Source organism: Lentzea sp. NPDC051838 (assembly GCF_040681245.1).
GTDB lineage: Bacteria > Actinomycetota > Actinomycetes > Mycobacteriales > Pseudonocardiaceae > Lentzea.
Genome location: NZ_JBFAYI010000007.1, coordinates 220,801 through 247,278, shown reverse-complemented (window position 1 = coordinate 247,278; position 26,478 = coordinate 220,801). Strand labels below are relative to the sequence as shown.

Sequence of the window (26,478 nt, the reverse complement as noted above, 5' to 3'; positions counted from 1 at the left end):
GACGACGTCCTTAACTACGCTCGTCGGCAAATGGACACCACCATCTCTCGCCGCGTGCCGCTCGTGATGGGCATCGCCGTGTTCGTGCTGCTGCTGGACCAGGCCACGAAGTACTGGGCCGAGAGCGCGCTGACCGGCCGCGCGCCGATTCCCGTGCTCGGGGAGTTCCTGCAGTTCAGGCTCCTCTACAACCCCGGTGCCGCGTTCTCGATCGGCGCGGGGTCGACGTGGATCTTCACCATCGTCGCGGCCGTCGCCGTCGTGCTGCTCGCCCGCTACGGCATGCAGCCGCAGACCAAGCTCCGGGCGGCCGCGCTCGCGATGATGCTGGGCGGCGCGACGACGCACCTGCTCGACCGGCTGTTCCGGCCGCCGGGTTTCGCGCGCGGGCACGTCGTCGACTTCATCGACTACAACGGCTGGTTCGTCGGCAACGTGGCGGACATCGCGCTGGTCTGCGGCGCGATCCTGCTGGTGCTGCTGAGCTTCACGCCGACGAAACAGCCTGCTTCGTGAGCTGGTCCGCGCGGCGGGTGGTCTCGGGCAGGCGGTAGCGCGGGGCGAGACGCAGCACCTCGGCGCACGCCCGGTCCAGGTCGATCTTGTGGCCGACCGACACGAACACCGGCTTCACGCCGTCCTGCGTCCGCAACGCCCTGCCGACGACGCCCCTGCCTTCGGGGCCGTCCATGACGAGGTCGCTCACCGACCCGCGGGTGTCGCCTGGCGGGTCGAACTCGCCCATCGCGTTCTTGGCGACTCCGATGCTCGGGATGCCCGTGTGCACCCCGAGATGGCACGCCAGGCCGAACCTCCGCGGGTGCGCCAGGCCCTGACCGTCCGCAACCAACAGGTCCGGCGTGACCGTCACCTGATCGAGGGCCTGCAGCAGCACCGGCATCTCGCGGAACGCGAAGAGCCCGGCAATATATGGGAAGTCCGTCGTGGCCTCGACGACCACCTCGTCCAGCACGACCAGCGTCTTTGCATCGAACACCACGCAGACGCCCGCAACTGTGTCATTGCTACGGTAGCCGACGTCCAGGCCCGCTACTTTGTCTACACGCAGGTCAGGGGCGCTGGTGGTGATCACCTGGGTGCGCAGGCGTTCTTGCAACGCGACGGCAGCGTCGACTCTTGAGTCAACCGTTCTGGGCCACTCCACGGGCGACAGTGTGCCGTGACTGGTCGTAGTGGGCGGCGAGGAGGTCGTCGCCGAAGTCACCCGAATGACGACGCCAGACTGTATGCACGTGGTTGGCCTCGTTGGCCGTGTTGTCGTACTCGATGAGCAGTTCCGGGCCCTGGATCCGGTAGTAGTGGCCCTCGCCGCGGCGCAGCGAGCCCTCCCACGAGAAGTGCAGGCGTTCGGGGTCGATGCGCGCGAACTCGTCGTCGGCGAGCTCGAACGCGAGCCGGTCGAGGTAGAAGCGGACGATGTCGACGAGCAGTTCCCCCGCCGGCCTGCCGAGCTGGGCCGGTGTCACGCCGACCGGTTCGGACGGGCTGACGCGCGGGGAATTGCCGCTGCGGATGTCGTGGGGCGCGGTGTCGGAGACGACGGCCAGGCGGCGGGCGGTCGGGCCCATGCGGTCGAGGAGCTCGCGAGCCAGTTCCTCTTCGAGCCGGAGCGGCTGGCCGACGACGTGGCCGCGATAGGTGATGCGGGCCGGGTTCGCGCCGAGGAAGAACGGGGTCGCGGAGACTCGGCCGTCGACGACCACGACGTTGACCGACAGGTGGTGTCCCTCGACGCGCCACCCCCACGGTTCGTCACCGCCGGGCGTGCCGAAGAGCACCGTCCAGAAGTCGCCGCTGTGCCGGTCGCGGTGCCCGCCCTCGCGGTGGTCGAGGACGTCTTCGAGCGCCATCACCGCGGCGGCCTGCGCGTAGGCGTGTGGACTGAGGACTGTCGCCAGCATTCCGTGTACAGCCTTGCGCTGGTCACGCCGGAGCTCGCCGAGCACGAGGCCCGCTCGTGTACCGGGTGTATACGCCCAGCGGTGCCTGAGGTCGTCGTCGGTGACCGCGCGAATGCCGAGTTCGCGCTGGTCACCGCCGAGCAAACTAATATATTGGTGCGTGGCGTCAGCGACGTCGTGCAGCATCATTCGAACTTATAGGCCTTGAGGTTGCGGAGCAGCAGGTAGCAGTTCTGCAGTGAACCCGAGGTGTCGCCGAGTGAGCGGTAGATGCCCCACTTCGGGCGCAACCGGTCGTCAAGCCACGTGTCGACGTTGTCCTTCGTCGCGTCGAGCACGGTCCGGCCGCCCTCGCGGACCACCCAGCGGACACGCCCGTTGCCGTTGCCGACCTTGATCTCCACCTCGGTGTCGATCCACTTGTTGTGCAGCGGTTCGAGGTCGACGTTGCCGACGAGCACGTTGCCCTCGGTGATCTTGAACTCGATCTTCTGCGCGCCACCGGTGCGGCGCAGCGACATGACCGTCACGGGCGCGGAGCCGAGTCCGGGCATCTTGGTCTGCATGATGTGGGTGAACGAGGTCGTCGACTTCAACGCGCTCGGCATGAACATGGAGTAGGTCCACTTCCACGTCTCACCGTTGTCGATCTCGAGGTTCTGCCCGCCCGCCTTCATGCCGCGGACCTCGTTGCGCTGCCGGTCGGTCGACGTGTCCCGGTCGCGGGTGTGCATGTCGAACCGGTAGTCGTTGCCCGACACGTAGATGTGCTTCGTGCCCGGATGCGAGCCGGCCCTGTCGTCCTCGACGCCCTCGAACGCGCCGAGCCCGTCCTTGCTCGCCTGCGGGTTCCACTTCAGCTTCCAGGTGGCCGCCTGCGCGAGCCCGGAACCGGCCATGAGCAGCGGAACCGCCGCCGCCCCACCGATCAACGCCGAACGCCGAGAGATCTCCACGCCCGTTCCTCCCCAACATCCATGGCGGCGGATTTAGGGAAAAGGTCTGCACCAACGCCGGTGCGGGCGTGATCACATCACCGGTTGACGCAGGAGTCAATCATCTGGCCGAACGGTCTCGACTCGCGACCAGCATAGGTGTTAAAACTATTACGTAATGACGATGCCACATGATGACGACGCCGTCTGGCGCGCCCTGGCGAACCCGCTGCGGCGCGCGATCCTCGACGTCCTGCGCACCGGCCCGCGCACCACGGGCGAGCTGGTGGAGGCGCTCGAGACGAGCCGGCACGTCGTCATGCAGCACCTCGGTGTGCTCCGCGAGGCCGATCTGGTGCTCGTGGAGCCGCGGGGCCGGAAGCGGGTCAACCACCTGAATCCCGTGCCCATCCAGCAGATCCACCAGCGGTGGGTCGCGCACTACGAGGAGAACTGGGCAGCGGCGCTGGTCGGCCTGAAGCACGCGGTCGAGGGCGCCGGACAGGAGGATGAGGACGTTGGCTGAACCGGGTACCGAGCTCCTGCACAGCATCGTGATCGCCGCGCCCATCGAGCAGGTGTGGGCGGAGATCACCAAACTCGACGGCAAGCAGCGCGCCATGATGGACGTCGTCCTCGACTCGAAGCTGGAGCCGGGCGCGCCGTTGTACTACAGATCGACCGACGGCAAACGGGTCTTCGTCGTCGGTCGCGTCGTCGAGGTCGACCCGCCACGACTGCTCTCCCACACGCAGCGGCTCACCATGCGCGACGACCCGTGGACCGTCGTCTCGTGGGAACTCGAAGAGGTCGACGGCGGCACGCGCGTCACGCTGCGTAACTCCGGTTGGCCCGCGGACGTCAAGCGCCTCGACAAGGTCGACACGACCTGGAAGGGCATCCTCGCCGCGCTCAAGCAGGTCGTCGAGTCCGGCGACGTCGGCACCGGCCTGAAGTTCCAGTACGCGATGATGCGCGCCTTCATGTGGGCGATGCCGTCGGGCACGAAGTCCGAGAACGTACCCGAGCCGCCGGGCATCGACCGGGCGGTCTGAAACGCGAATCCTGCTTTTGCAATGACTCTTTGGACGACGAAGTCCAAAGAGTCATTGCTAAGTGGCTGGTCGGGGCGGGTTGATAAACCGATATATTGGTTTCTGTCAGGCGTGGCAGGCGATGGGGCCGCCGTGCAGGGCCATCATGTCCATCCAGACGCGGGGGATGTCGACGCGCTCGGACAAGGGTTTGCCGTCCAGCTCGTGGTAGGCGCGGTGGAGGTTGCCGACCAGGCGCTCGGACTCCTGCCAGGCTGAGAAACGGGATTCGCCGGCCTCCTGGACCACTTCCAGCGGTGGCTTGGAGGCGGCGTGGCCGGACGCGGCCAGCGAGGAGAGGTAGGTCGTGTAGTCGGCGAGATCGTCGAGGACGCGGTTGATTTCGGGGCCGCGCAGTAGCGGACCGTGACCGGGGACGACGACCTCGGCGTCGAACGCGCGCAGGAACTCGAGGGCCGACTGGTAGCCGCTGATGCTGCCCTCGGCGAGGAACGGCTGGCCGCCCGCGAAGACCAGGTCGCCGGTGAAGAGGACGCGTTCGGCGGGGAGCCACACGACGGTGTCGCCACGGGTGTGGGCCGGGCCCGGGTGGTGGAGCTCGACGACGCGCGAGCCGAGGTGCAGCGTCAGAGAAGACGAATAGGTGAGGGACGGCGGGCGTACCTCGATGTGGCCGTAGTCCGGGCCGGTCAGCACCTGCGCGGCGATCAGGCCGGCGGCGATCACCTCGTCGCGGCAGGCGTCGTGGCCGACGATCACCGTCGACGGCGGCACGAGCCAGTTGCCGTAGGTGTGGTCGCCGTGGTGGTGGGTGTTGATGACGTAGCGAGGATCCGACGAAGACACCGACGCCACCGAGGCGAACAACGCGCGGTTGCGCGCCTCGGTGGAAGTGGTGTCCACGAGCAGCAGCGTGTCATCGGTGCCGATGACCGCGCCGGTGTTGTTGATCATCCAGGAGCCGTCGGGCTGGATGTAGGCGTGGACGCCCGGTGCGACTTCCACCAGTTCGGGCTGGCCCAGAGAAGGATTCACCCGATCAAGCGTAGTCAGGTCAAGCGGTCAGCCCTGGGCGATGTAGGCCTGCAGCTGGTCCGCGGACTGCTCCAACTGTCCTATCCGGCTCTTCACGACGTCGCCGATGCTGACGATGCCGACCAGCTGCCCGTCGGACAGAACGGGTACGTGGCGGAACCGCCTCTCGGTCATCACGACCGTGAGGCTGTCCACCGTGTCCGATGGGGAGCAGGTGAAGACGTCGGCTGTCATGATCGCCGACACCGGGGAAGACAGCAGTTCAGCGCCCGTTTCGTGCAGACGGCGCACGACGTCGCGCTCGGACACGATCCCCGCGACGCCACCGGCGCCGACGACGACGATCGCGCCGACGTTGTGTTCGGACAACGCTCTGAGCAGCTCGGACACTGGTACGTCCGGGTCGATCGTCGCGACCGCCGATCCCTTGGTCCGCAACACGTCAGCGATCCTCATCTGGCGCCTCCGATCCTGTCGGTCCGGTAGGCACCTCAGGCTAGATCGGATTCGGACAGAACGGGAGATCAAGCCACTAAGAGAGCAGGGGACGCACTCGAACGAATGCGTCCCCCGCTGGTGTCGCGCCTGGTTCGGCGTCGGCTACGCGGATCCTCCGCGGCGACGGGTCGCGAACTGGCGCGGCTGGACCATCGGCACCCGCTGCTGCGGCAGCGGGAAGTGCGCGTTCTGGTCAGTCTTGCCCTGTTTGCGCGCGGCACGGCGGGCAGCGCGGTTGGACGGGTCGGGCGGGGTGGTGGCAGGCATGCGAAAGCCTCCTCACGAAGAGGGCGTGCAAGGACACGGCGAAAGACCAGCCGTGGAAGAAGGACCCGCGAAAGGGGTCACCGAAGCGAGGGCAGCGTCGAGCGCGCTGCGGGGTCTCATCAGATGATGAACATGCCGCAACGGTAGCGACGCCGCCCGATCACGCCAACCGATTTATCCGCGGGCCCGGGCAGCGGCCGCGCCGGCGCCCAGCATCACCAGGACGATCGTGACCATCGCCCACTTGCGGGACTTGGTCAGCGGCGTGGACTCGACCTTCAACGACAGGTCCCTGCGCGGTTCCGGTTTCTGCCGCGCCGCCCGCACCGGAACCGGTTGTGGCGCAGCGGAAGGCGGTGTCACAACGGGCGGGGGAACCACCGGAGCGGGAACGGGAGCCGGCGGCGCCACGGGAGCGGGCGGAGGCGGCGGGGGCGCGGGCACCTCGGGGCGCGGGGCGGGAGGTTCGGCGCGCGGGGGCATCGGGTTCGGCAGGCAGCCCGCGCCGTCGATCATGCCCATCGCGGGGCCGGACGACAGTTCGACCGCCGCGTCGGTGACCCGGTAGACGCGGCTGCGGCCGTGGAAGTTGTTGTTGGTCGCGAAGATCGTGCCCGCCGAGTCGATCACGACGGCGCCGTAGTCGGACCTGCCCGGCAGCTCCTCGATCTCGGTCCTGCTCAGCACCCGGCCGGTCACCGGGTCGAACGTCACGACCTCGCCCGGACCGTGGCCCGCCGCCGACACCCCGGTCAGCTTGCCGTTGAACGACGTGAAGTCGTCGAGAGCGAGCGCCGGCCATCCCAGCACGACGCTGCGCACGATCTTGAGGTACGTGGGGCTCTCCGGGTCGATGTCGATCGCGCGCAGGCTCGCGTTGTCGCGCACGTAGAACGTGGTGCCGACGACCGCGCCCGCGGTCACGTCGTCGGTGCGGAACCAGTGCGCGTCAACGGGTCCGAGGTCGCTGACCACTCCCTTGGCGTCGATCAGGACGACGTGCGACGGGTTCTTCCACCACGCGTGGCCCCTGGAGGTGAGTCCAACCAATCGGCCCAACGACGGCGAGTACCCCAGTGCGTTCACCGCGTAGTCCAGCCGAGCGATCTCCGTCACCCCACCGGATGACGTGTCCAGCCGCGCCAACGTCGACAGATCACCACGATGGGATGAACGAACTTGAAATGCGTCACAGTTCGGCGGTGCAGCATGAGCAACGGCGCTGGTGAACGGCGCGGAAAGCACCAAAAGAGACGAGATCGTGCTCAACGCAAGCAAATTCTCGCGCCACCGGAATGGAGCAGTCCAATACGACAACCGGGTATCGCTGCTGTTGCCGTGCATTCCCACCTGACCATTAGCCGTTCACCAGACCGTGCTGTCGCGGTCACAGTAGACCGTGGTCTAATCCCACACCAGAAAGGAGCCGAATTGAGCATTTACGTCACCGGCCTGCTCTGGGTTCTCGGTGCGGCCGTCCTGTCCGCCATCATCGTCGTCATCACACGTCGGTTCGGCTCGGAGGAAGTCGGCGAGAAGAACCTCAGCGCCGGCGGTTCGGTGTTCAGCATCGTCGCCGGCCTGCACGCCGTCCTGGTCGCGTTCATCCTGATCTCCCTGTTCGACTCGTCGAACAACGCCGAGGAGCAGGTGCAGCGGGAGGCCAACGCGCTCGTGGCAGTCGACTGGTCGTCGGACTCGCTGCCGGAGCCCGCGAAGACCAAGGTGGAGGGGCTGATCCGCGACTACGTCAGCACCGTCGTCGACCAGGAGTGGCCGAGGATGCGCGAGGGCGAGGACGTCGGCAACGAGGGCTGGGCCACGTTGAACCAGCTCAGGGAGACGATCGCGACGTCGGCACCGGACGGCGACTGGCAGGAGGACCGCAAGACCGAGGCGGCGAACCAGCTCTGGGAGGCCTACCAGGCGCGACAGGAGCGGCTGGACGCGGCGGGCAACGGGGTCAACCCCGTCGTGTGGCTCGCGCTGCTGATCGGCACCGGGCTGTCGCTGCTGTTCCCGTACCTGTTCGGCGGCCCGAACCTGATCTCGCAGCTGCTGATCACGATCACGCTGAGCTCGACGCTGGTCCTGCTGCTGTTCGCGATCTACCAGATGCAGAACCCGTTCAGCGGCGGTGTGGCCATCCCGCCGGACGCGTTCAGCGCGGCACTCGACCGGCTCAGTTAGCGCGAATCGGTCATTCCGTCCGCTTCTTCGATCTCCACGGACAGCACCTCGCCGTCGATAACCTTCGGCAACACGTCCGTGCGGGTGAAGTAGCGATTTGCGAATGCGCCGACCGCTCTGGTAGAGGCGGCGTCGACGCCACCGCCGATGACGCCGCCCAGTACCGGAACTCCCTTGGCCGCGAGGGTGCCGAGTTTCTTTGTACCGTATTTTGTGATGAGCGCCGACGCGGCCTTCTTGGTGAACTGCTTGATGCCGACCTTTTTGAACAGCTCGGTTCCGGCGTTGCCGAGCAGGCACAGCAGGATGGCGGTCTGCACTTCTTCGCTGTCGACGTCGTGGCCGCGCATCGACGCGATGGACGCGATCAGGTGCGTCTGGATCACGTAGGTTGCCGCGACGTTCGACGGCATCGAGATCGGCAGCGTGATCAGGCCGCCGAGGTTCGTGATGAAGCCCTGCGCGCCCGCCAGCGCGACGTGCGTGCGGATGAGGTGCTTGATCGCGTCCGACTCGTCGCCCTTCTTGACGAGCGCGTCGGACGCGGCCTCGCGTGCGCTCTTGAACGGGCCGAACCCGTCCACACCGGCTCGCAGCAGGTAGTCGGCGATGCCCTGCTGCACCTTGTTCAGCTCACCCTTGGACTCAGCCACAAACCCGACATTACGCGTCGACGGTCGTGACTGCGCCCGTACTGCCGTCAACCGTGATCCATTCGCCGGTCTTGATGCGCGTCACGGCTTCCCGCACTCCGACGACCGCCGGGATTCCGTACTCCCGCGCGACAACGGCGCCGTGCGAGTTCGAACCGCCCATCTCCATCACCAGGCCGCCCGCCGTAAGGAACAACGGCGTCCAACCTGGATCCGTCGACGGCGCCACGAGAATCTCGCCGGGTTCGAGGTGCGCGCCGACCGGGTCCATCACGACCCGTGCGATGCCGGTGATCGTGCCCGCCGACGCCGGTGTGCCGACGAGATCGCCCTCCGCCGGGACACCGTGGTGCACGGCTTCCGGTTCGGTGCCGTCCGAGAGCAGGACGCGCGGGATGTGCCGGCGCCGCATCTCGCGGTCGTAGACCTCACGCCGCTCCGCCACGACCGGACGCAGATCTCCTTGTGCAGAGCGCATTTCCTCGAAGGTGAGGAAGTAGACGTCGTCCGCCTCCGCGAGCCTGCCCTGAGCCGCCAGTTCGGCGCCGTGGTCCGCGATGCGCTTGCGCAACGCGCCGAACAGCGTGATGACCAGGTACTTCGGGTACTCGCGCAGGCCCGCGAGCAACCTGGTGCGGCGCAACGCGAAGCGCACGAACCAGCCGCGGCCCCACGCCCGTCGTGCCAGCGTTTCGATCATCGCTTCGGCTTCGGCGGCACCGCGTGCGAAGACCGCGTCCGGCGCTGCCTTGTCGTCTTCGAGGCGCAGGAAGTTCCGCACGACGCCGATGACGTGCGCCGGGTCGTCGGACCACCGGGGCAGGCCGAGGTCGATCTCCGCGACGGCGCGGTGACCCCACCTCGCGAGGAAGCGGTCGAGTGCGGCGGGGCGCTCACCGTTCTGGAACTGCCGCAGCGCAACGGGATCGTGCCGGATCTCCTGCGCGAGGTCCCACATCGCCATGTCCATCTCGGTGGTGATGTTGTTGGGCAGGCCGCGCAGCACGGTCTGCAGCTCGCCCGGTTTCGTCTTCACGATCTTGCTGACCAAGCCGAGCATCACGAAGCCGATCAGCGCGGTCGGGGCCACCCTGGGCAGCACCGGAACGACGCACTGCCGCAGCGCCTGTTCGATCGAGAGGTTCGCGGACATCTCCAGGACGTCGCGCTCCATCCGCAACGCGGTACGCACGGCCTTCTCCGGGTTCACCAGGGCCTTCCCCACCGTCGCCGGCGCGCTGAACCGTCGCGCGAGTCGCAGCACGCGCTTGATCGCCGGCGTCGGCGACGAGTTCCTGATCGCGAACCGCGGGTCGTCGAACAGGCCGCGCAGCACCTCGGACGAGCGCGCCTCCATCACGCCGAGCAGCTTCGTGACGAACTCGCGGCCGACCCGGCTCTGCAGAACCTTGGTGACGTCGAAGAAGATGCGCTCGCCGTTCTCCACATAGGACTGGCTCGTCGGGTCACCGATCACGATCTCGAAGGCGGACTTGGAGATCTCGCGGAACGCCGCGCGGCCCATCGGCGTGATCGGGCGTTCGAGACCCTGCGCGAGGCTGAAGCAGAAGTAGACGTGCGCGCGGCCGTCGGTGTTGTCCGGCAACGGGAACAGCGTCGTGATCGGCCGCGCCTGGGTGAGGTGGAGCTCGCCGTCCGCGTCGATCGCCCACTCGGTGTCCTGCGGCGAACCGTAGTGCTGCTGCACCTTGCGGCCGAGGACGGCGAGCGCGTGGATCTGCCCGTCGGTCAGGCACTGCTCCTCGTTCTCGCCGACCTCGACGTGCTCGGTACCGCCTCCAGGCAGTGAGCGGATGAGGAACTTCTTGTCCCCCAGCCGCTTCTCGACGATCTCGCGGCCGTCGACGACGAAGTGGTCCGGGTTGACCGCACCGGACACGACGGCCTCGCCGAGGCCGGGGCTCGCGTCGATGACGATCTGGTCGCGCTTGCCGGTGACCGGGTTCGCCGTGAACATCACGCCGGACACCGCGGACTGCACCATCCGTTGCACCACAACAGCGAGGTACGTGGTGGTGTGGTCGATGCCGTTCGTCTCGCGGTAGCTGACAGCGCGATCGGTCCACAGCGAAGCCCAGCACCGACGGACCGCGTCGACGACCTCGCCCTCCCCCACGACGTTGAGGAACGTGTCCTGCTGGCCCGCGAAGCTCGCGAACGGCAGGTCCTCCGCGGTGGCGCTGGACCGCACCGCGACCGGGACGTTCTCACCGAGCTTGCGGTACTCGGCGACGATGGCGTCCCGGATCGCCTGCGGCACAGGGGTCTCCACCAGCGTCCTGCGGGCGTTCTCGGGGGTCGTGGCGGCCAGCTCGTCCGCCTCGGCGACGGCGCGGTAAGCGTCCGTCGTGACGCAGAAACCCTGCGGCACCGGCAATCCAGCCCTCGTGAGCTCGCCGAGGTTGGCGGCCTTGCCACCGACCGTCGCGAGCATCGTGCCGTCGATGGCCCCGAAGTCCACGCAGTAGTCGTCCATGGCGCTGAGGTTACGAGCGTCGGGACGAAAACTCAACACGTGATGAATAAATCACACCGTCGGGGTAAACGCCCTGATCAGCGCGGCGATCTCCGTCAGGTTCTCCTCCAGCGCGAAGTGGCCGGTGTCGAGCAGGTGCAGCTGGGCGTCCGGCAGGTCCCGCAGGTACGCCTTGGCGCCAGGCTCGATGAAGAACGGGTCGCCCTTGCCCCACGTGATGAGCGTCGGCGGCTGGTGTTCGCGCAGGTAGGCCTGCCATTCCGGGTACTTGGCGACGTTGGTGTGGTAGTCGAGGAAGAGGTCGACCTGGGGCTGCGGGCGCAGGTCGAGGTAGTGCTGGTCGAGCGTCCACGTGTCGGGCGAGATCGTCTCGGGGTCGCGCGCGCCTTCGAGGTAGCCGAACTTCGTGTACTCCACCGCGAGCAGGTCTCGGGCGGCCTGCGGGTCGCGGTTGCCGACGAACCCCTTGGCGAGGTCGGAGAGCCCGTCCTCGTAGGCGTTGCCGTTCTGGACGATCAGACCCTTGACCCACTCGGGGTGCCGCGTCGCGACGCGGAAGCCGACCGGGGCGCCGAAGTCGAAGACGTACATGGTGAAACCCGTGAAGTTCAGCGTTTCCAGGAACTTCTCGACGGTGTCGGCGAGGAAGTCGAACGTGTAGGGCCGCTCGGGAGCGTCGCTGTGGCCGGAGCCCGGGTTGTCCGGCGCGACGATGTGGAAGTCGTCCTTGAGCTCCTCGATGAGCCGCGCGTACTGGTGCGAGGCGGACGGGAAGCCGTGCAGGAGCAGGAGCTTGGGCGCGTCCGGGTCGCCCGCCTCCCGGTAGAAGACCTTCATGCCGTCGACGTCGACGAACCGGTGCCTAGTCACATGCGTCTTTGTCGTCATGACGCATTAGGCTAATGGGTACTCCGCGTGTTGTACAGTTAGTTCGTGCTTGCGATCGACTTCGTCAACACGCTGACGTCCGGGGACGACCACTTGGAGGAGTGGTTGTCCGCGCAGGGTTTGCCCTGGTCGGAGGCGTTCTTGGAGCTGCGAGGGCACGTCGAGGCGGCGGTGCTCGCGGCACGGGACGGCACTGAGCCCGATCTGGCGCCGTTGAACGCGGCGTTGCGCGGTGCCCCGTCGTTCGAGGTTCTGACCTGGACCGACGGGGTTGTCGTGGCGCGCTCGCGGGAGGGCGACGAGGTGGCGCGGGGGCTCGCGGTGCTGGCGGGGGCGGCGGCGGAACTGCTGGCGTCACCGGCCGTGCGGAAGGTGAAGACGTGCGAGGGGCCGGGGTGCCGGCTGCTGTTCGTGCCCGCGCACCCGCGACGCCGGTGGTGCGACCCCGCGACGTGCGGGAACCGGGTGCGGGTGGCGCGGTACTACCAGCGGCACAAGGATTAGCGGTCTACCCAGTCGGGAAGCGCTTCGCGTTCCGCGACCCATTCTTCCGGTGGTGTGGCGACGATGCCGCCGACGATGGCGGCCGTCGTGTCGACGTCTCCCCCGGCCTGCACACACGTCGTGATCGCCTTGCGGTAGTCGTCGAGGTGGTGCGCGGCGACCCACAGCGTGAACGGCACGGTGTCCTGGGCCGTGACGCGGGAGCCGTTGCCGAGGACGTACGCGGCTTCCTCGGCGGTTCCGATGGTGCGCGCCTTCTCGATTCCCTTGCGCACGAAGGAGTTTCCTTCGAGGTGGTCGAGCACTCCCGCGAGCAGGTCTGGCTCGCCGCCCGTCAGGCGTGCCTTCGCCGCGATGGCCGCGGCGTGGGCCACGGCCACTCCGCCCGCAATGCCCTCCGGGTGCTGGTGGGTGACCTCGCTCGCCTGGATCGCTTTGACCGTCAGCGTTTTCGGGTCGTCGGCGAAGTACGCGCCGAGCGGGGCGATCCTCATCGCGGCGCCGTTGCCGCACGAACCCTGACCGTCGAACGCGCTCCCGGCCGCCTCTTTCCACGGCGTGCCTTGGCGAATCTTGCGCAGGATGGTGAAAGCCCCCGCGCCGTAACCGCGATAGGGCTCGCAGCGATCGGCGAACGTGGCCGCGAGCCGGTTTTGTTCCACGTCACCGTGATCGCGAAGCTCGGCGACGAGGTTGCAGGCCATTTCGGTGTCGTCGGTCCACTCCCAGGGCCCTCGTGGCGGCGTGCCGGCCACGAGGTCGGACAGCGAGCGGCCGACCATGAAGAACTGTGCGCCCAGAGCGTCGCCGACGGAGAGCCCGTCGAGCGAGGCGTATGCGAGATCCAGGCGCGCACGAGCATGCAGAACTATGCGCATCACCTGCGATTTTACCTGGCCTCGCAACGGAATTCAGCCGATCACGGTACCTCCGTCGACCGTGAGAATCGTGCCGGTCGACCACGGCTGCGTCATCAGGTACAGGTAGGCGTGGGCGATCTGCTCGACCTCGCCGACCCTCTGCAACGGCAGCGTCTTGCCGACGTCGGTGTAGAGCTGCTCGGCGTCCGGTCCCCACAACGGGCTGCGCACCACGCCGGAGCTGACCGCGTTGACCCGCAACGGTGCCAGCTCGACCGCGAGCGCCTTGGTGAGCGCCTCGACCGCGCCGCAGATGCTCGCCGCGACCGCCCAGCCCGGGCCTGGCCGGTCCTTGGCGATGCCCGTGGTGAGGGTGATCGAGGTGGTGACCCGCGCGGCTTTGACGGTGTCGAGCACGCTGAAGTACCTGAGGCCGAAGAAGGACCTCGCGCGGTCGCGGTCGAAGTCTTCGAGCGTCATCAGTTCGAGCGGCTCCCCCGCCGTGTAGACGAGGTGGTCGATCTCGCCGATCGCCTCGAAGGCTCGCGTGATGGCGTCGGGATCGGTCAGGTCGGCCGCGTGCGTAGCGATTCCGGGCTGGGGCTGTGGTTTGCGCGAGACGATGGTGACTTCGGCGCCCTGGTCTCGCGCCGCCCGAGCCGTCGCGAGGCCGATTCCCGAGGAGCCGCCGAGGATCGCGACCCGCTGTCCGTCCAGTGTGGATTTCATGTCTCCAGCGTGCGCCTGCGGTGGGCGCGTGGTCCAAGACCTGTCCTGTCGTCTGTCATACCCTTCAGGTATGGACCTGGACCTGCGGAAGCTGCGGTACTTCGTGGCGGTCGCGGAGCAGCTCAGCTTCGGCCGCGCCGCCGAGGCACTGCACATCGCGCAGCCCGTGCTGTCGCGGCAGATCCGCGCGTTGGAGGCGGAGCTGAAGGTGCAGCTGTTCGACCGGTCGTCGAAGGGGACCGAACTCACTCCGGCAGGTGCCCAGCTGCTGGCCGACGCGCGTCCGTTGCTCGCGTCGGCGTCGGCGTTGCTGCGGCGGGTTGGGGTGACGGACACGTTCACGGTCGGCTTCATGCCGGGCCTGATCGTGACGGCTGCCGTGCGGGTGCTGTCGTCGCGGCACCCCGGGCTGCGGGTCGACGTGGTGCGCACGACGTGGGAGGACCAGGTCGAGGTGATCCACGACGGGCGCGTGGACGTCGGGTACGTGCGGTTGCCGGTTCCCGCGGCGGGGTTGAGCGTCGTGCCGCTGTTCACCGAGCCGCGCGTGGCCGTGGTGCCGGCGACGCATCGGTTGGCGGGCAAGGAAAGCGTGCTGGCGGCGGACCTGTCCGGCGAGCGGCGCGTGCAGCACACCGACCCGCCGGGGTTTCCGGTCCGTCGAGGAGAAGCTGGAGCACGTGGCGATACACGGCGGCGTTGCCGTGTTGCCGTTGTCGACCGCGGTGTTCTACTCGCGCGGCGACCTGGTGCACGTGCCGATCGAGGACATCGCGCCGAACGAGGTCGCTCTGGCGTGGTCCGCGCACAGGCACACGGCTTTGATAGCCGAATTCATCGAGATCGCGAGGCAAGCGTGACGTTGACCGACGCGGACATCCCGTTGGGTCCGTTGGCAGGTTCCGAACTGACGCTGTGGTGCACCAAGTCAGGGCAGTTGTGGCATGGCGACAGCGAGTGCGTTGGGTTGAAGCAGAAGGCACGTGAGATCGTGCAGGTTCAGCCTCGGAAAGGCGCCATCGCAGACTTGGTGTCACCTGGCCGAGTGCATTGTGTGCCGGTCGGCCCGATGGCGGATCACTTCACGGCGGGGCTCGCGCTCGTCGAGTTCGATGGCCAAACCGACTCCTACGTGTTGCGGCTGAAGGAAGACGTGGTCGATCTCACCGCCTTCGACGTCAGCAGCATTCGAGTCCTCCATCCGACCGTGGCCAAGATGCCGCTTGCCAGGCTGTGGAAGCAATGCCGCGAGCGCCGGGAGTCGTTCCTCGACGTCCTGTCCGAGAAGCTCGAAGAACGGCTTCCGGTGATGGTGGCCGCGGCCTGGTTGTGCACGAACAAGCGCTCGAGGCAGCGGACCAAACAGCGCAAGTACGCGAGGTTCAACAAGGTCGCCGTGCATGAGTTCAGGTCACTGGATCGCCTCACGGAGTGGGATGTGAGAGATCTCGTGACCCGGCACGTACTTCCGAAGTTTCTCAAGCTGGTGAAGGAAGGTGAACCTCCGAACTCCGCGGCGAGCAGAGTCTCGGCGGAACAAGCGGACTGGGCCCGCCAAGCGGTCGGTGAGAGGCTGCCAGATCTCCCAGACCAAGTCCTTGCCGCGTGGACGAGAACCACACTGCGCTGGATAGGACTGCTCGACGGAATCTGCACCGCTCACCACGGCGACACCTTTGCTGTGTTTCATGAGCACCAGATGCCCTTGCCGACGCACGCGATCCATCGACTGTTCCCCTGCTCCCGCATCAGGAGTACTACCTTCTCCTGGCTCGCGGGCCGCATACCTGCGATCTTCCGCTTGTTCCTGCAGGAACGCGACCGGGGTCTCAACGGCCTCGAACTCGACTCTGAACACATCTACGACGACGAGCAGCGTGCGCTGTTTCTCCGGAACCTCTTCACGGTGCACGGGTTGCCGCAGCTCGCCAGGCGCGTAGAGACCGTAGCCACAAACCCTCCCAAGAAACCTCCAGTCGACACCAGCGACCTGAACATGCACCTCCGCGGGTTCGGTTACGGTGTCGGGGATGGTGGACTAAGTCCGGCTGAATGCAGATACGCGCTGAATGCCGCCTTGCACAGACGCAGATTGAAGAAGCAGTGGTGGGTCGAACCTGATGACGATCCTGAGCCCACCAGTGACGTTGCGGGCCTGCCGGCAGAGGTTGTTCGGCTGTTGGAGCAAGGCGATGGAGCAGAACTTCTGTCCGCGCTTCAGCTCCACGTCCGACGGGGTCAACTGAGAGCCGTGCAAGAGGTCGCGAAGAAGCACGGCAGCCAGGAACGGGATCTTCAAACCGCGCTCACCAACGCGTGGTGGATGTTCGGTGGGGAGTTCGTCGGAGAAGCAGTACGGCGCCGTCTCGTCGAGACGATAGAACTCGACATCCCGTTGCTTCAGCCGGATGGCGTGCTGCACGTCGTGGAACTGAAGCGAGCGGACGCGGCGGCCGTACGACGCCACCGCAACGGCCTCATCGTCGCTGGTGTGGTGAACGAGGCCGTCGGCCAGACCATGAACTACCTGACGCTCCTGGACGAACAGCGAGCAAGCCTGCTCAACGAGTTCTCCATCGACACCCGACGTGCGAGTGCGACGGTTGTCGTTGGACACCCGGATTTCCAAGAGGATCTGACGCCGGCGGAGATCCACGAGACGCTTCGCATCTTCAACAGCCATCTCAGTCGAGTTGAGGTGATCACTTACCAACAGCTGTTGGAGCGCGCGGAACGAGTGCTCGACCTCATCGGCAAGCCTGAGCTCAGCGAGATAGCCCAGCAGGGGTGAACACGAAGCTGTCGCGGAACCCGCCGTCCCCGCGCCGCGTCGCCATCAGCCGCAGTTCCGGCATGAAGTGGAAGAACACCAGCGACCCCGACCGGTCCGGGTAGCCGAGCGTCTTCGAGTACTTCGGGTTGGTGCCGCCCAGCCACAACGGCGGCTCACCGTACTCGGCGATCACGTCGTCGAGCCCGCAGTCGCGTTCGCCCAGCACACCGGGAATCCGGCTGTCCGCGTCGAGCGACAGCCACCCCTGCCGATGGGCGAGATCCGCGTACACCGACGCCATGACGTCCTCGCTGCGGTGCCCGAGCACCTCGTGCACCGCGCCGCTCACCATCGCCGCGTTGGCCGCCCCGCGCGCCACGAGCGCGTCGAGCTCCGTCTGCCAGCGGTCGGTGCGGTCGTCGGCGAACGCCAGCGCGTCCAGCAACGTCAGGATCACCGGCTCGCCCCCGTACATGCCGGGGCGGCGGACGGCGGCGTTCAGCTGGCCGAGCAGGTAACCGCGTAAGTCGTCGAACGAGCGCATTCCGGTTGTTCTATCAGTTGCGGGGAGATGAAACGCAATCGCCTTCGTCACCGACAAGGAGTGTCGACGACGGGGAGGACGCATGATCGACGAGCAGGTCGCCGAACACTGGGGCGAGGCCCACGACCGGTGCTGGCGTTGCGGCTACAAGTCGCTGCTGGAGCAGTGCCTGATCGTGCCGGAGTCGCTGGGCGGCACGGACTCGGCCGACAACCTGGTGCTGCTGTGCGGACGCTGCCGTCGCGAGGCGCCGAACCACCAGGACCCGCAGTACATGTGGAGGTGGCTGCGGGCGACACGGGTCTCCTCTGACGACACGTACTGGACGATCCGCGGGGGGAGGAGTTCGAGGTCATGTTCGGACGGAAGCCGCTGGCGTGCTTCACGGACGCCGGTGACCTGACCGCTGAATGCCGTGAGCTGGCGGCCACCGAGTTCGCGCAGACCGTCGACCGCTTCGGGGAAGGCCTCAACCCGTCGACCATCGCGTGCATGATCGCGGAGATCGAGAAGAAGCTGGCGGACCGCCACGGCATCACGCTTCCGGAAGCGGCCTGACGAGCTGCGCCACCGACCACTCGAAGACCTTCGGGTCACCGAGACCCGACGCGGTGAGCCACCGCGCCGCAAGCTCGCCTGCTCGGCGTCCTGGATCAGGCCGTGCGTCCCGGGGACGACACCGGTCGCGGCACGGACGTCCTCCACCAGCCCGCCGAGGCACCTCCACGTGTGCCAGAACAGCATGTCCGGATCCAGGCCGACGAGCTCGTATCCGAGCACGTCACCGTCGGGCATCGGTTCGCGCGACGCGAGAACGTGCTCACGATGAACCCCCACCGCGAGCACGTGAGCACCGAGTGCGCCGGCGCACACCCGCTCGGCCTGCCCGCGATCGTCGAAGAACGTCTCCTCGGCGACGTCCACCACGCAGTCGCTCATCGACACCAGGCCGGGTTCGGTCGTCGCCACCCGGTATCCCGCGAGCAGAAAACCCACCACTCCCCCTGAAAACGACGAATGGGCGGCCCCGAAGAGCCGCCCATCCACGTGATCGATCAGCTGCAGCCGGACGTGCTGCCGCAGCCCTCGCACAGGTAGCAGGACCCGGCCGGACGCATCTTCGTGCCACAGGTCATGCACAGCGGCGCGTCAGCGGCCTTGCCCAGGTGCAGCTCCAGCAGCTCGGTCGAGCTGCCGACGTGCTTCGGCGTCTCGGCGGCGGCCTCGACCTGCTTCGGCGCGGCCTCCACCGACCCGCGCAGACCCTCGAGGTCCACATCGGACGATGCCGGAGCGCCGTACTCGCCGGCCACCTGCGCCGAACGCTCGTCGGCCGTGAAGATGCCGAGCTGCGCGCGCTTGTCGTAGGACAGGTAGTCCAGCGCCAGGCGGCGGAACAGGTAGTCGAGCACCGAGGTCGCGATCCGCACGTCCGGGTCGTCGGTCATGCCCGCCGGCTCGAAGCGCAGGTTCTGGAACTTCGAGACGTAGAACTCCAGCGGGATGCCGTACTGCAGACCCACCGAGATGGACATCGAGAACGCGTCCATCACACCGGCGAGCGTGGAACCCTGCTTGCCCAGCTTGACGAAGATCTCGCCCAGGCCGTTGTCGGGGTACGAACCGGCGTGCAGGTAGCCCTCGGCGCCACCGACCGTGAACGACACGGTCTGCGACGGGCGCTTCTTCGGCAGGCGCTTGCGGACCGGGCGGTACTCGACGACCGTGTCCGTCTTCTTCTCTTCCGCCTTGGCGGACTTGCCCGCCGACAGCGGCTGGCCGACCTTGCAGTTGTCGCGGTAGATCGCGAGCGCCTTCAGGCCGAGCTTCCAGCCCTGGTAGTAGATCTCCTCGACGTCCTCGATCGTCGCCGTCTCCGGCATGTTGACGGTCTTGGAGATCGCGCCGGACAGGAACGGCTGCGTGGCCGCCATCATCCGCACGTGGCCCATGGGCGCGATGGAACGCTCGCCCATCGCGCAGTCGAAGACCTCGTAGTGCTCGCGGCGCAGGCCCGGCGCGTCGACGACGTGGCCGTGCTCGCCGATGAACTCGACGATCGCCTCGATCTGCTCGTCCTGGTAGCCCAACGCCTTCAGCGCGCGCGGCACCGTCTGGTTGACGATCTGCATCGAGCCGCCGCCGACGAGCTTCTTGAACTTGACCAGGGCCAGGTCCGGCTCGATACCGGTGGTGTCGCAGTCCATCATCAGGCCGATGGTGCCGGTGGGCGCCAGCACGGACGCCTGGGCGTTGCGCCAGCCGTTCTTCGCGCCGATCTCCAGCGCCTGCTGCCACGCCTCGGTCGCGACCTTGTGCGTCGCGGAGTCGTTGCCGCCGTAGGTGCGGATCAGGTCGTTGGCCGCGGCGTGCTTGCGCATGACCCGCTGGTGCGCGGTCTCGTTGCGCTTGTAGCCGTCGTACGCGCCGACGAAGCCCGCGAGCTCCGCGGAACGGCGGTAGGACACACCGGTCATCAACGACGTGATGGTCGCCGCGAGCGCGCGGCCACCCTCCGAGTCGTACGCGTGACCGGTCGCCATCAGCAGCGCGCCGAGGTTGGCGTAGCCGATGCCGAGCTGGCGGAACTTGCGGGTGGTGTCCGCGATCGGCTCGGTCGGGAAGTCCGCGAAGCAGATCGAGATGTCCATCGCGGTGATGATCAGCTCGACGGCCTTGGCGAACGTGACGGCGTCGAACTTGCCGTCGGCACCGAGGAACTTCATCAGGTTCAGCGACGCGAGGTTGCAGCTGGAGTTGTCCAGGTGCATGTACTCCGAGCACGGGTTGGACGCGGTGATGCGGCCCGACTCGGGGCAGGTGTGCCAGTCGTTGATCGTGTCGTCGTACTGGATGCCGGGGTCGGCGCACTCCCACGCGGCCTTCGCGAGCTTGCCGAACAGACCCTTGGCGTCGACGCGCTCGATGACCTCACCGGTCTGACGCGCGCGCAGGTCGAAGTCCGAGCCGCTCTCGTAAGCGTGCATGAACTCGTCCGACACGCGGATCGAGTTGTTCGCGTTCTGGTACTGCACCGACACGATGTCCGCGCCACCGAGGTCCATGTCGAACCCGGCGTCCCGCAGCGCGCGGATCTTGTCCTCTTCGCGCGCCTTGGTCTCGATGAACTCCTCGACGTCCGGGTGGTCGACGTCGAGCACGACCATCTTCGCGGCACGACGGGTCGCGCCACCGGACTTGATGGTGCCCGCGGACGCGTCGGCGCCGCGCATGAACGACACCGGGCCGGACGCGGTGCCGCCGGAGGACAGCAGCTCCTTGGAGGAACGGATGCGCGAGAGGTTCAGGCCGGCACCGGAGCCGCCCTTGAAGATCAGGCCCTCCTCGCGGTACCAGTTCAGGATCGACTCCATCGTGTCGTCGACCGCGAGGATGAAGCACGCGCTGACCTGCTGCGGCGAGGTCGTGCCGACGTTGAACCACACCGGCGAGTTGAAGCTGAACACCTGGTGCAGAAGCATGTAGGTGAGCTCGTGCTCGAAGATCTCGGCGTCCGCGTCGTTCGCGAAGTAGCCGTGCTCCTTGCCCGCGCCCACGTACTTCTTCACGACGCGGTCGATCAGCTGGCGCAGCGACTGCTCGCGCTTGTCGCTGCCGACGGCACCGCGGAAGTACTTGCTGGTGACGATGTTGGTGGCGTTCACCGACCAGGACTCGGGGAACTCGACACCGCGCTGCTCGAAGTTCACCGACCCGTCACGCCAGTTCGTCATGACGACGTCGCGGCGCTCCCAGGTGACCTCGTCGTAGGGGTGGCGGCCTTCGGTGGTGTAGACGCGCTGGACCTTCAGCGCGGCAGGCTTGGCAGCCGCCCGTGCGGCTGTCTTCTTGGCTGAGCCGCCGACGGTCTCGGTCACGGTGGATCTCCCTCGTGCTGGTGCTTGGAAAGCTGGTGTTTTCTCGCGCGCCCCGAAGCGCGCGGATCACTGCTCGGCCGGTGCTTCCTCGGCTCTGGCAGTGCGAAGATCAAGAATTTCCTTCTCGAAGTCCTCGACGGACGAGAAGGACCTGTACACGCTCGCGAAGCGCAGATAAGCGACCTCGTCGAGCTCACGCAGGGGGCCGAGAATGGCGAGGCCCACCTCGTGACTGGCGATTTCCGCGCATCCCGTCGACCGGATCGACTCTTCCACTCGCTGGGCGAGCTGCTGGAACGCGTCCTCGTCGACAGGGCGCCCCTGGCACGCCCTGCGCACGCCGACGACCACCTTGTCGCGGCTGAAAGGCTCCGTCACCCCGGAGCGCTTGACCACGGCGAGAACCGCTTCTTCGACCGTGGTGAACCTGCGGCTGCAGCTGTTGCAGGAGCGTCGGCGACGGATCACCTGACCCTCGTCGACCTCGCGGGAGTCGACCACCCGCGAGTCCGAATGACGGCAGAACGGACACCGCACGTCTGTTCACCCCTCCCCGGCGCAGCACTGACCACAGCAGCCACGCAGGAGCGGAGTTACCCACAACCTGTGGACTACTTACAACCATGTAACCACTAGATGTAGGGGTAGAACCTAGATCGCAACGCAAGAGGTTGCAACTCGACACGGCGTGTCGGGCGACACTCGGATGGAGGAATCCGGGGTGAACTGCGACTACTACGCACCGCCGCCGGGGCGTGACCCTCGCGCAACCTCCGGCGCGGTCCTCGCGTGATATTCCTGTGATGCGTTCACTCGGGTGGCGCAACGAGATGAGGGAGATCGTCTTGGGGTCTGGGGTGAAGAGGGCCGGTCTGCTGGCCCTGCTGGTGGCGGCGAGCGGCCTGGTGGCACCGGCCGCGCAAGCCGCCACGGGATCGGTGACCGCCACGTGCACGGCGGGAGCCTTCAGCGGCAAGTTCACGCTGACCTACGACATCGCCGCGGAGTACCGCCTGCGCAACGGCAGGGGCGCGGCCGGTCCGTACATCGCCGACACCGGCGCGATGCACGTCCAGGTCCACCACCGCGTCGGCACGTCGCAGTCCACGCTGCTCTCGAAGTCCAGGACCGGCCTGAGGTCGGACCAGGTCGGCGAGGTGTCCGTGAACGGGACGAAGGTGCCGAGCTCGGGACGTGCCTGGGTCGAGGTCAAGTTCGCCGACAGCAGCGGCGCGAAGTGCACGGCGGAGAAGGACCTCCGCTGAGGTATCTCCTGCTCGGACCGGTCACGGTCCTCGGTCCGGCCGGGCCGGTGCGCCCGGCCGGGCCGAAACAGGCGTCGGTGCTGGCGGCACTGCTGCTCAGCCCCGGCCGGGTCGTGCCGGAGGACCGGCTGATCGACCTGACCTGGGGTGAGCAGGCGCCGCGCAGCGCCCGCGGACGACTGCAGGTGCACATCTCCGACCTGCGCAAGCTGATCGGCGCCGACGTGATCACGCGCGGGGCCTCCGGTTACTCGATCGACGTGGCGCCCGGCGAACGCGACCTCGACCTGGCCGACGACGCCGTCGCGCAGGCCAGGACGCTGACCGGTGAGGCCGCCATCGCACGGCTGCGCGCGGCACTGGAGCTGTGGACGGGCACGCCGCTGGACGGGGTGAGCGACGAGCTGGCCGAACTGGAGCGCCCGGCGCTGGTCGAGCGACGGCTCGCGATCGCGGAGGAGCTGCACGAGCTCCAGATCGCCGAGGGGCACCACGCGGAGGCGGTCGGCGGGCTGCGCAAGCTCGTCGACGAGCACCCGTACCGCGAACGGCCGCGCGCCGCGCTGATGCTCGCGCTGCACGGTTGTGGACGGTCGGCTGAGGCGCTCGAGGTGTACTCCCAGGGGCACGACCTGCTGGCGTCGGAGCTCGGCATCGAGCCGGGGCCGGCGCTGCGGGAGATGCAGCTGCGCGTGCTGCGCGGCGAGGACTCGGCCCCCGCGTTCACCGAGGTGCGACCCGCCGAACTTCCTTTGGCCGCACGGGGGTTCGCCGGTCGTGCCGCCGAGCTGGCCGCGCTGGAGTCCGGTGAGGACGGCGTGTGGCTGATCACCGGCACCGCGGGCGTCGGCAAGACCGCGCTCGCCGTCCGGTGGGCGCACTCGGCCCGTGACCGCTACCCGGACGGGCAGCTGTACGTGAACCTGCGCGGGTTCGACGCCGACGACGAACCGCTCAGCTCCACCGCCGCACTGGCGCAGCTGCTGCGCGCACTCGGCGCCACACCGTCCGAATCGGACGACCAAAGTGGACTGTTCCGTTCGCTTCTTGCGGACCGGAAAGCCTTGGTAGTGCTGGACAACGCGCGTGATGCCGCTCAGGTGCTGCCGTTGCTGCCGTCGTCCGGCCGGGTGCTGGTGACGAGCAGGAACAGGCTGGGCGATCTCGTCGCCGGCACTGGTGCCCGCACGATCACCCTGGCGCAGCTGCCCGCACAGGACTCGCACGAGCTGCTCGTCTCGGCACTGGGTGCCGACCGCGTGGCCGCCGAACCCGCGGCCGCGGCCGATCTGGCGCGGGTGTGCGGGCATCACCCGCTGGCGTTGCGCATCGCCGCGGCCGGTGTCGGCACGAGCATCGAAGCAGCGGTCGCGGAGCTGCGCGCCGATCCCCTGCTCGCCTTCGACGGGGCGGAGCAGAGCGCGGTCGCCACGGCGTTCTCCGTGTCCTACCAAGCACTTCCGGCGGATCAGCAGCGGTTGTTCCGGCTGCTCGGGATCGTGCCGGGACCGGACTTCACGCCGCTGGACGCGTCCGCGCTGCTCGGCGCCGACGCGGGCCGGTTGCTGCGCGGTCTGAGTGCCGCGAACCTGGTCGAGGCGCATGCGCCGGGCCGCTACCGGTTCCACGACCTGGTGCGCCGCTACGCCGAGGAGCGCCTGGAGGCCGAGGAGTCCACGCCCGCGTGGGAGAGGTTGTTCGCCGGCTACCTCGCGGCCGCCGACGCGGCGGTGGCCCAGCTGGGCAAGCGAGTCGTGTCACTCCCGCGCGACGACGAACCCGCCGTGAGCCCACTGCGGTTCTCTTCGAGCGCGGAAGCCGTGGCGTGGCTGGACGTGGAGGCGCCCAACCTGGTCGCGGCGTTGCGCCGGGCCGCGGTGACCGGCCCGCGCCCGCAGGTCTGGTACCTCGCCGACGCGGTACGGCGGTTCTTCCACGACCACGGCAGGCGCGCGGAGTGGCTGGAGCTCGCGTCGGTGCTGCTGCCCGCTGCCCGGCGGCACGGGGCGCACGCCGCGGAAGCGTTGCTGCGCCTGACGATGGGCGGCGCGGCGTTTCGCGAAGGACGGCACACCGACGGTGTCGCGCACACCGAGGAAGCCGCGCGGGCGAGCCGCACCTGCGGCTGGCGCGAGTGCGAGGCGACAGCCGTGTCGAACCTCGGGTCGATGCTGGACTGGACGGGCAGGCTCGCCGAGGCGGTCGAGCACAGCCATCGTGCGATCGAGCTGTTTCGCGAGCTGGGCAACCCGTCAGGTGAGAGTCACGCGCTGAACTCATTGAGCTGTCACTACCGGCAGCTCGGCAGGCTGGCCGAGGCGAGGAAGTGCCTGGACGAGTCCGTGCGGTTGTGTCGCGGCCATTCTCTCGCTTTCTGGGAGGCCGCCAACCTGGCGGACCTGGGTTCGGTGCTGCTGGCGCTCGGCGACGTCGCGGACGCCGAGCACACGTTGTTGCTCGCGCTGGAGTCGTTCCGCGAGCAGGGATCCCGCTTCGGCGAGGCGACCGCGCTGAGCGGGCTGTGCGCCGTGCACCTGGCGCGCGACGACCACGACACCGCCCGCCGGACCGCCGCCGAGGCGCTGGAGTGCGCCCGGCAGGACGGCGATCAGCAGGCCGAGGCCGTGGCGTTGATCGGACTGGGCCGCGCGACGTCCGGGCGGGAACACCTGGTGCGGGCGTTGGAGATCGCGACGCGGTCCGGCCTGCGCGGACTGGAGGCGGAGGCGTCCGCCGCGCTCGCGCACGTCCTCGCCACGACCGATCCGGCGGCGGCACGTGCGCAGGCGACCACTGCCCTCGAAGTGGCGCGCGCGGGCGGATTCCGGCTCCTGGAAGCGGAAGCGCTGCTCGCCGTCGCCGCCGTGGAGTCCGCCTCCGGAGCGGGTGCGCAGGCCGGACACGCGGCGCGGGAGGCCTTGCGCGTCTGGCGCGACACCGGGCACATCACCGGTGTCGCGCGTGCGACACGCTTTGCCGAAGGCCTCGCCGCGCGGTCGTGAGGACCGTCAGGCCTCGCCGGTGTCGGTGTCGCAGTACTTGAGGGGCGCGCCCTTCTCCTTCTGCAGACACACCTCCAGGTACACCTTGGTGCCCTCGGGGATGTTGATGTCATCCGGGTAGGTGTCGCAGTTCAGGCGCGGGTCCTGGTGGTGGCCCGTGTGGTGCCACAGCTTGTACTCGTACGTGGTGCCGCGGTACGTGTAGGTGAGCCGGCCGCGCACGCCCAGGTCGTCGTAGTCGCGGTCGCAGATGCCGAAGTGCTCGCCGTAGGCCTTGAACCAGGCCATGCCGCCTTTGGCGCCGGGATCGTCGCTGTAGACGTCGACGTCCTTCGCGGCGTGGGCGGCCGGGGCCATCGACAACACGGTGCCGACGGCGATCGCCGCGGCCGCGACGATGCGTTTCATGCTCATTCTCGGTCGCCTCTCGGGTGGTCTCGTTCTGTCGCACCGAATGGTGGACAGGGCCACTTCCGCGAGGCTTCGGTTTCGCTTCGGTCCTACGGGGTGATGCCGGCCTGCTGGAGGTAGAGCACGCCGAGCGCGATGACCGTGAGGGCGCTCAGCACGCCGACGGCGACGAGCTCGAGCGTGGACTCGCGCTTCGGCCGGACCTCGCAGGAGCTCGACTCGCGCGACGCGGGCACCGCGACCGGCCTCGGCTTGGTCGCCGGGCGGCGCGGCATGACGCGGGGACCCGAACGGAGTGGACGCCCCGCTGCGACGTCCGCGTCCTCTGCAACGCGCAACCGCTTCTCGACCAGTACCGCCATGACGCCCTCCATCGCAGGTCAAGCACCATGATCGAACAGGGGTTCGATCGAACGTCCGTGCGAATTTCTACCAGACCGACCCGCCGAACGCCACAACACGCGCCCAAATACCTCGAACAGGTGTTTGATCTGTGCAGCAAACACGACTACCGTCGACCACGAAGATCGACGGAATGCCGGAATCCCATTCGAACTGGGGGCGGCGAGGAG

General features: G+C 67.9%; 28 protein-coding genes. 11 read left to right on the top strand and 17 right to left on the bottom strand.

Annotated features, from left to right (window positions below; translation table 11 throughout):
• The first annotated feature begins 30 nt into the window (after nucleotides 1–30).
• Entirely contained in the window at nucleotides 31–516 is a 486-nt protein-coding gene (gene lspA / locus AB0M24_RS19335; protein WP_363769027.1) for a signal peptidase II, read from the top strand.
• On the opposite strand, the gene AB0M24_RS19330 is transcribed toward lspA, so the two are convergent.
• Genes AB0M24_RS19330 through AB0M24_RS19320 form a run of 3 tightly spaced genes read right to left on the bottom strand, consistent with a single transcriptional unit; the run spans nucleotide 488 to nucleotide 2,878 of the window.
• A complete protein-coding gene (locus AB0M24_RS19330; RefSeq protein ID WP_363769024.1) occupies nucleotides 488–1,165 on the bottom strand; it encodes an endonuclease V in 678 nt (225 codons plus the stop codon). The genes lspA and AB0M24_RS19330 overlap by 29 nt on opposite strands.
• Nucleotides 1,143–2,108 (bottom strand): DUF3500 domain-containing protein, encoded by a 966-nt coding sequence (locus tag AB0M24_RS19325; RefSeq protein ID WP_363769021.1) that lies wholly within the window; start codon nucleotides 2,106–2,108, stop codon nucleotides 1,143–1,145. Before AB0M24_RS19325 ends, AB0M24_RS19330 begins: the two co-directional genes overlap by 23 nt.
• Nucleotides 2,108–2,878: a Tat pathway signal sequence domain protein gene (locus AB0M24_RS19320; RefSeq protein WP_363769018.1), complete on the bottom strand. Its 771-nt coding sequence runs from the start codon at nucleotides 2,876–2,878 to the stop codon at nucleotides 2,108–2,110. The genes AB0M24_RS19325 and AB0M24_RS19320 overlap by 1 nt, the downstream gene beginning before the upstream one ends.
• A 157-nt stretch (nucleotides 2,879–3,035) precedes the next feature.
• Between AB0M24_RS19320 and AB0M24_RS19315 the strand changes: the two genes are divergently transcribed.
• Nucleotides 3,036–3,383: a metalloregulator ArsR/SmtB family transcription factor gene (locus AB0M24_RS19315; RefSeq protein ID WP_363769015.1), complete on the top strand. Its 348-nt coding sequence runs from the start codon at nucleotides 3,036–3,038 to the stop codon at nucleotides 3,381–3,383.
• Nucleotides 3,367–3,912 carry an SRPBCC domain-containing protein gene (locus AB0M24_RS19310; protein ID WP_363769012.1) on the top strand — a complete coding sequence of 182 codons (546 nt, stop codon included), beginning with the start codon at nucleotides 3,367–3,369 and terminating at the stop codon, nucleotides 3,910–3,912. Before AB0M24_RS19315 ends, AB0M24_RS19310 begins: the two co-directional genes overlap by 17 nt.
• A gap of 105 nt (nucleotides 3,913–4,017) precedes the next feature.
• Here the strand turns inward: AB0M24_RS19310 and AB0M24_RS19305 are convergent, their stop codons facing one another.
• From AB0M24_RS19305 to AB0M24_RS19290, 4 genes are all read right to left on the bottom strand, one after another.
• Nucleotides 4,018–4,947, bottom strand: coding sequence for an MBL fold metallo-hydrolase (locus AB0M24_RS19305; RefSeq protein WP_363769009.1), 930 nt, complete (start codon nucleotides 4,945–4,947; stop codon nucleotides 4,018–4,020).
• A 27-nt stretch (nucleotides 4,948–4,974) separates the two neighbouring features.
• Nucleotides 4,975–5,403: a CBS domain-containing protein gene (locus AB0M24_RS19300; protein WP_363769006.1), complete on the bottom strand. Its 429-nt coding sequence runs from the start codon at nucleotides 5,401–5,403 to the stop codon at nucleotides 4,975–4,977.
• A gap of 144 nt (nucleotides 5,404–5,547) precedes the next feature.
• Entirely contained in the window at nucleotides 5,548–5,712 is a 165-nt protein-coding gene (locus AB0M24_RS19295; protein ID WP_363769003.1) for a hypothetical protein, read from the bottom strand.
• A gap of 174 nt (nucleotides 5,713–5,886) precedes the next feature.
• Entirely contained in the window at nucleotides 5,887–6,828 is a 942-nt protein-coding gene (locus AB0M24_RS19290) for a hypothetical protein (RefSeq protein ID WP_363769000.1), read from the bottom strand.
• Nucleotides 6,829–7,143: 315 nt separating this feature from the next.
• Between AB0M24_RS19290 and AB0M24_RS19285 the strand changes: the two genes are divergently transcribed.
• Complete coding sequence (locus AB0M24_RS19285) at nucleotides 7,144–7,902, top strand: hypothetical protein (protein ID WP_363768997.1); 759 nt, start codon at nucleotides 7,144–7,146, stop codon at nucleotides 7,900–7,902.
• Here the strand turns inward: AB0M24_RS19285 and AB0M24_RS19280 are convergent.
• From AB0M24_RS19280 to AB0M24_RS19270, 3 genes are read right to left on the bottom strand one after another with little or no spacing between them, the layout of a single operon-like run.
• Nucleotides 7,899–8,555 (bottom strand): EcsC family protein, encoded by a 657-nt coding sequence (locus tag AB0M24_RS19280; protein WP_363768994.1) that lies wholly within the window; start codon nucleotides 8,553–8,555, stop codon nucleotides 7,899–7,901. The genes AB0M24_RS19285 and AB0M24_RS19280 overlap by 4 nt on opposite strands.
• A 10-nt stretch (nucleotides 8,556–8,565) precedes the next feature.
• The gene (locus tag AB0M24_RS19275) at nucleotides 8,566–11,052 is read right to left on the bottom strand and encodes a PEP/pyruvate-binding domain-containing protein (RefSeq protein WP_363768991.1); all 2,487 of its coding nucleotides are present in this window, start codon (nucleotides 11,050–11,052) and stop codon (nucleotides 8,566–8,568) included.
• A 51-nt stretch (nucleotides 11,053–11,103) separates the two neighbouring features.
• Nucleotides 11,104–11,940 carry an alpha/beta hydrolase gene (locus tag AB0M24_RS19270; protein ID WP_363768988.1) on the bottom strand — a complete coding sequence of 279 codons (837 nt, stop codon included), beginning with the start codon at nucleotides 11,938–11,940 and terminating at the stop codon, nucleotides 11,104–11,106.
• Between the two features lie 45 nt (nucleotides 11,941–11,985).
• Here AB0M24_RS19270 and AB0M24_RS19265 point away from each other — a divergent pair, with 45 nt between their 5' ends.
• Nucleotides 11,986–12,444: a CGNR zinc finger domain-containing protein gene (locus AB0M24_RS19265; protein ID WP_363768985.1), complete on the top strand. Its 459-nt coding sequence runs from the start codon at nucleotides 11,986–11,988 to the stop codon at nucleotides 12,442–12,444.
• Here the strand turns inward: AB0M24_RS19265 and AB0M24_RS19260 are convergent.
• Nucleotides 12,441–13,322 carry an ADP-ribosylglycohydrolase family protein gene (locus AB0M24_RS19260; RefSeq protein ID WP_363768982.1) on the bottom strand — a complete coding sequence of 294 codons (882 nt, stop codon included), beginning with the start codon at nucleotides 13,320–13,322 and terminating at the stop codon, nucleotides 12,441–12,443. The two genes, AB0M24_RS19265 and AB0M24_RS19260, sit on opposite strands and share 4 nt — an antisense overlap.
• A gap of 33 nt (nucleotides 13,323–13,355) precedes the next feature.
• A complete protein-coding gene (locus AB0M24_RS19255; RefSeq protein ID WP_363768979.1) occupies nucleotides 13,356–14,033 on the bottom strand; it encodes an SDR family oxidoreductase in 678 nt (225 codons plus the stop codon).
• Here AB0M24_RS19255 and AB0M24_RS19250 point away from each other — a divergent pair.
• A complete protein-coding gene (locus tag AB0M24_RS19250; RefSeq protein ID WP_363768976.1) occupies nucleotides 13,927–16,824 on the top strand; it encodes a Shedu anti-phage system protein SduA domain-containing protein in 2,898 nt (965 codons plus the stop codon). The two genes, AB0M24_RS19255 and AB0M24_RS19250, sit on opposite strands and share 107 nt — an antisense overlap.
• Here the strand turns inward: AB0M24_RS19250 and AB0M24_RS19245 are convergent.
• A complete protein-coding gene (locus AB0M24_RS19245; protein WP_363768973.1) occupies nucleotides 16,799–17,350 on the bottom strand; it encodes a hypothetical protein in 552 nt (183 codons plus the stop codon). The two genes, AB0M24_RS19250 and AB0M24_RS19245, sit on opposite strands and share 26 nt — an antisense overlap.
• An 82-nt stretch (nucleotides 17,351–17,432) precedes the next feature.
• Between AB0M24_RS19245 and AB0M24_RS19240 the strand changes: the two genes are divergently transcribed.
• The 3 genes from AB0M24_RS19240 (at nucleotide 17,433) to AB0M24_RS19230 (ending at nucleotide 18,358) form a co-directional block, all read left to right on the top strand.
• Nucleotides 17,433–17,753, top strand: coding sequence for an HNH endonuclease signature motif containing protein (locus tag AB0M24_RS19240; protein ID WP_363768970.1), 321 nt, complete (start codon nucleotides 17,433–17,435; stop codon nucleotides 17,751–17,753).
• Nucleotides 17,705–17,908 carry a hypothetical protein gene (locus tag AB0M24_RS19235; RefSeq protein ID WP_363768967.1) on the top strand — a complete coding sequence of 68 codons (204 nt, stop codon included), beginning with the start codon at nucleotides 17,705–17,707 and terminating at the stop codon, nucleotides 17,906–17,908. Before AB0M24_RS19240 ends, AB0M24_RS19235 begins: the two co-directional genes overlap by 49 nt.
• Before the next feature lie 102 nt (nucleotides 17,909–18,010).
• On the top strand, nucleotides 18,011–18,358 hold the full coding sequence (locus tag AB0M24_RS19230; protein WP_363768965.1) for a hypothetical protein: 348 nt from the start codon (nucleotides 18,011–18,013) through the stop codon (nucleotides 18,356–18,358).
• Between the two features lie 47 nt (nucleotides 18,359–18,405).
• On the opposite strand, the gene AB0M24_RS19225 is transcribed toward AB0M24_RS19230, so the two are convergent.
• Entirely contained in the window at nucleotides 18,406–21,228 is a 2,823-nt protein-coding gene (locus AB0M24_RS19225) for a vitamin B12-dependent ribonucleotide reductase (protein ID WP_363768962.1), read from the bottom strand.
• Nucleotides 21,229–21,294: 66 nt separating this feature from the next.
• Nucleotides 21,295–21,765 (bottom strand): transcriptional regulator NrdR, encoded by a 471-nt coding sequence (gene nrdR / locus AB0M24_RS19220; protein ID WP_030464916.1) that lies wholly within the window; start codon nucleotides 21,763–21,765, stop codon nucleotides 21,295–21,297.
• Between the two features lie 266 nt (nucleotides 21,766–22,031).
• Between nrdR and AB0M24_RS19215 the strand changes: the two genes are divergently transcribed.
• Nucleotides 22,032–22,493, top strand: a complete 462-nt coding sequence (locus AB0M24_RS19215; RefSeq protein ID WP_363768958.1) for a hypothetical protein — start codon at nucleotides 22,032–22,034, stop codon at nucleotides 22,491–22,493.
• Nucleotides 22,466–25,495: a BTAD domain-containing putative transcriptional regulator gene (locus AB0M24_RS19210; RefSeq protein ID WP_363768955.1), complete on the top strand. Its 3,030-nt coding sequence runs from the start codon at nucleotides 22,466–22,468 to the stop codon at nucleotides 25,493–25,495. The genes AB0M24_RS19215 and AB0M24_RS19210 overlap by 28 nt, the downstream gene beginning before the upstream one ends.
• Before the next feature lie 6 nt (nucleotides 25,496–25,501).
• On the opposite strand, the gene AB0M24_RS19205 is transcribed toward AB0M24_RS19210, so the two are convergent.
• Both AB0M24_RS19205 and AB0M24_RS19200 read right to left on the bottom strand, forming a co-directional pair.
• Nucleotides 25,502–25,903, bottom strand: coding sequence for a hypothetical protein (locus AB0M24_RS19205; protein ID WP_363768952.1), 402 nt, complete (start codon nucleotides 25,901–25,903; stop codon nucleotides 25,502–25,504).
• A 92-nt stretch (nucleotides 25,904–25,995) separates the two neighbouring features.
• Nucleotides 25,996–26,268 (bottom strand): hypothetical protein, encoded by a 273-nt coding sequence (locus AB0M24_RS19200; RefSeq protein WP_363768949.1) that lies wholly within the window; start codon nucleotides 26,266–26,268, stop codon nucleotides 25,996–25,998.
• Between the last annotated feature and the right edge of the window lie 210 nt (nucleotides 26,269–26,478).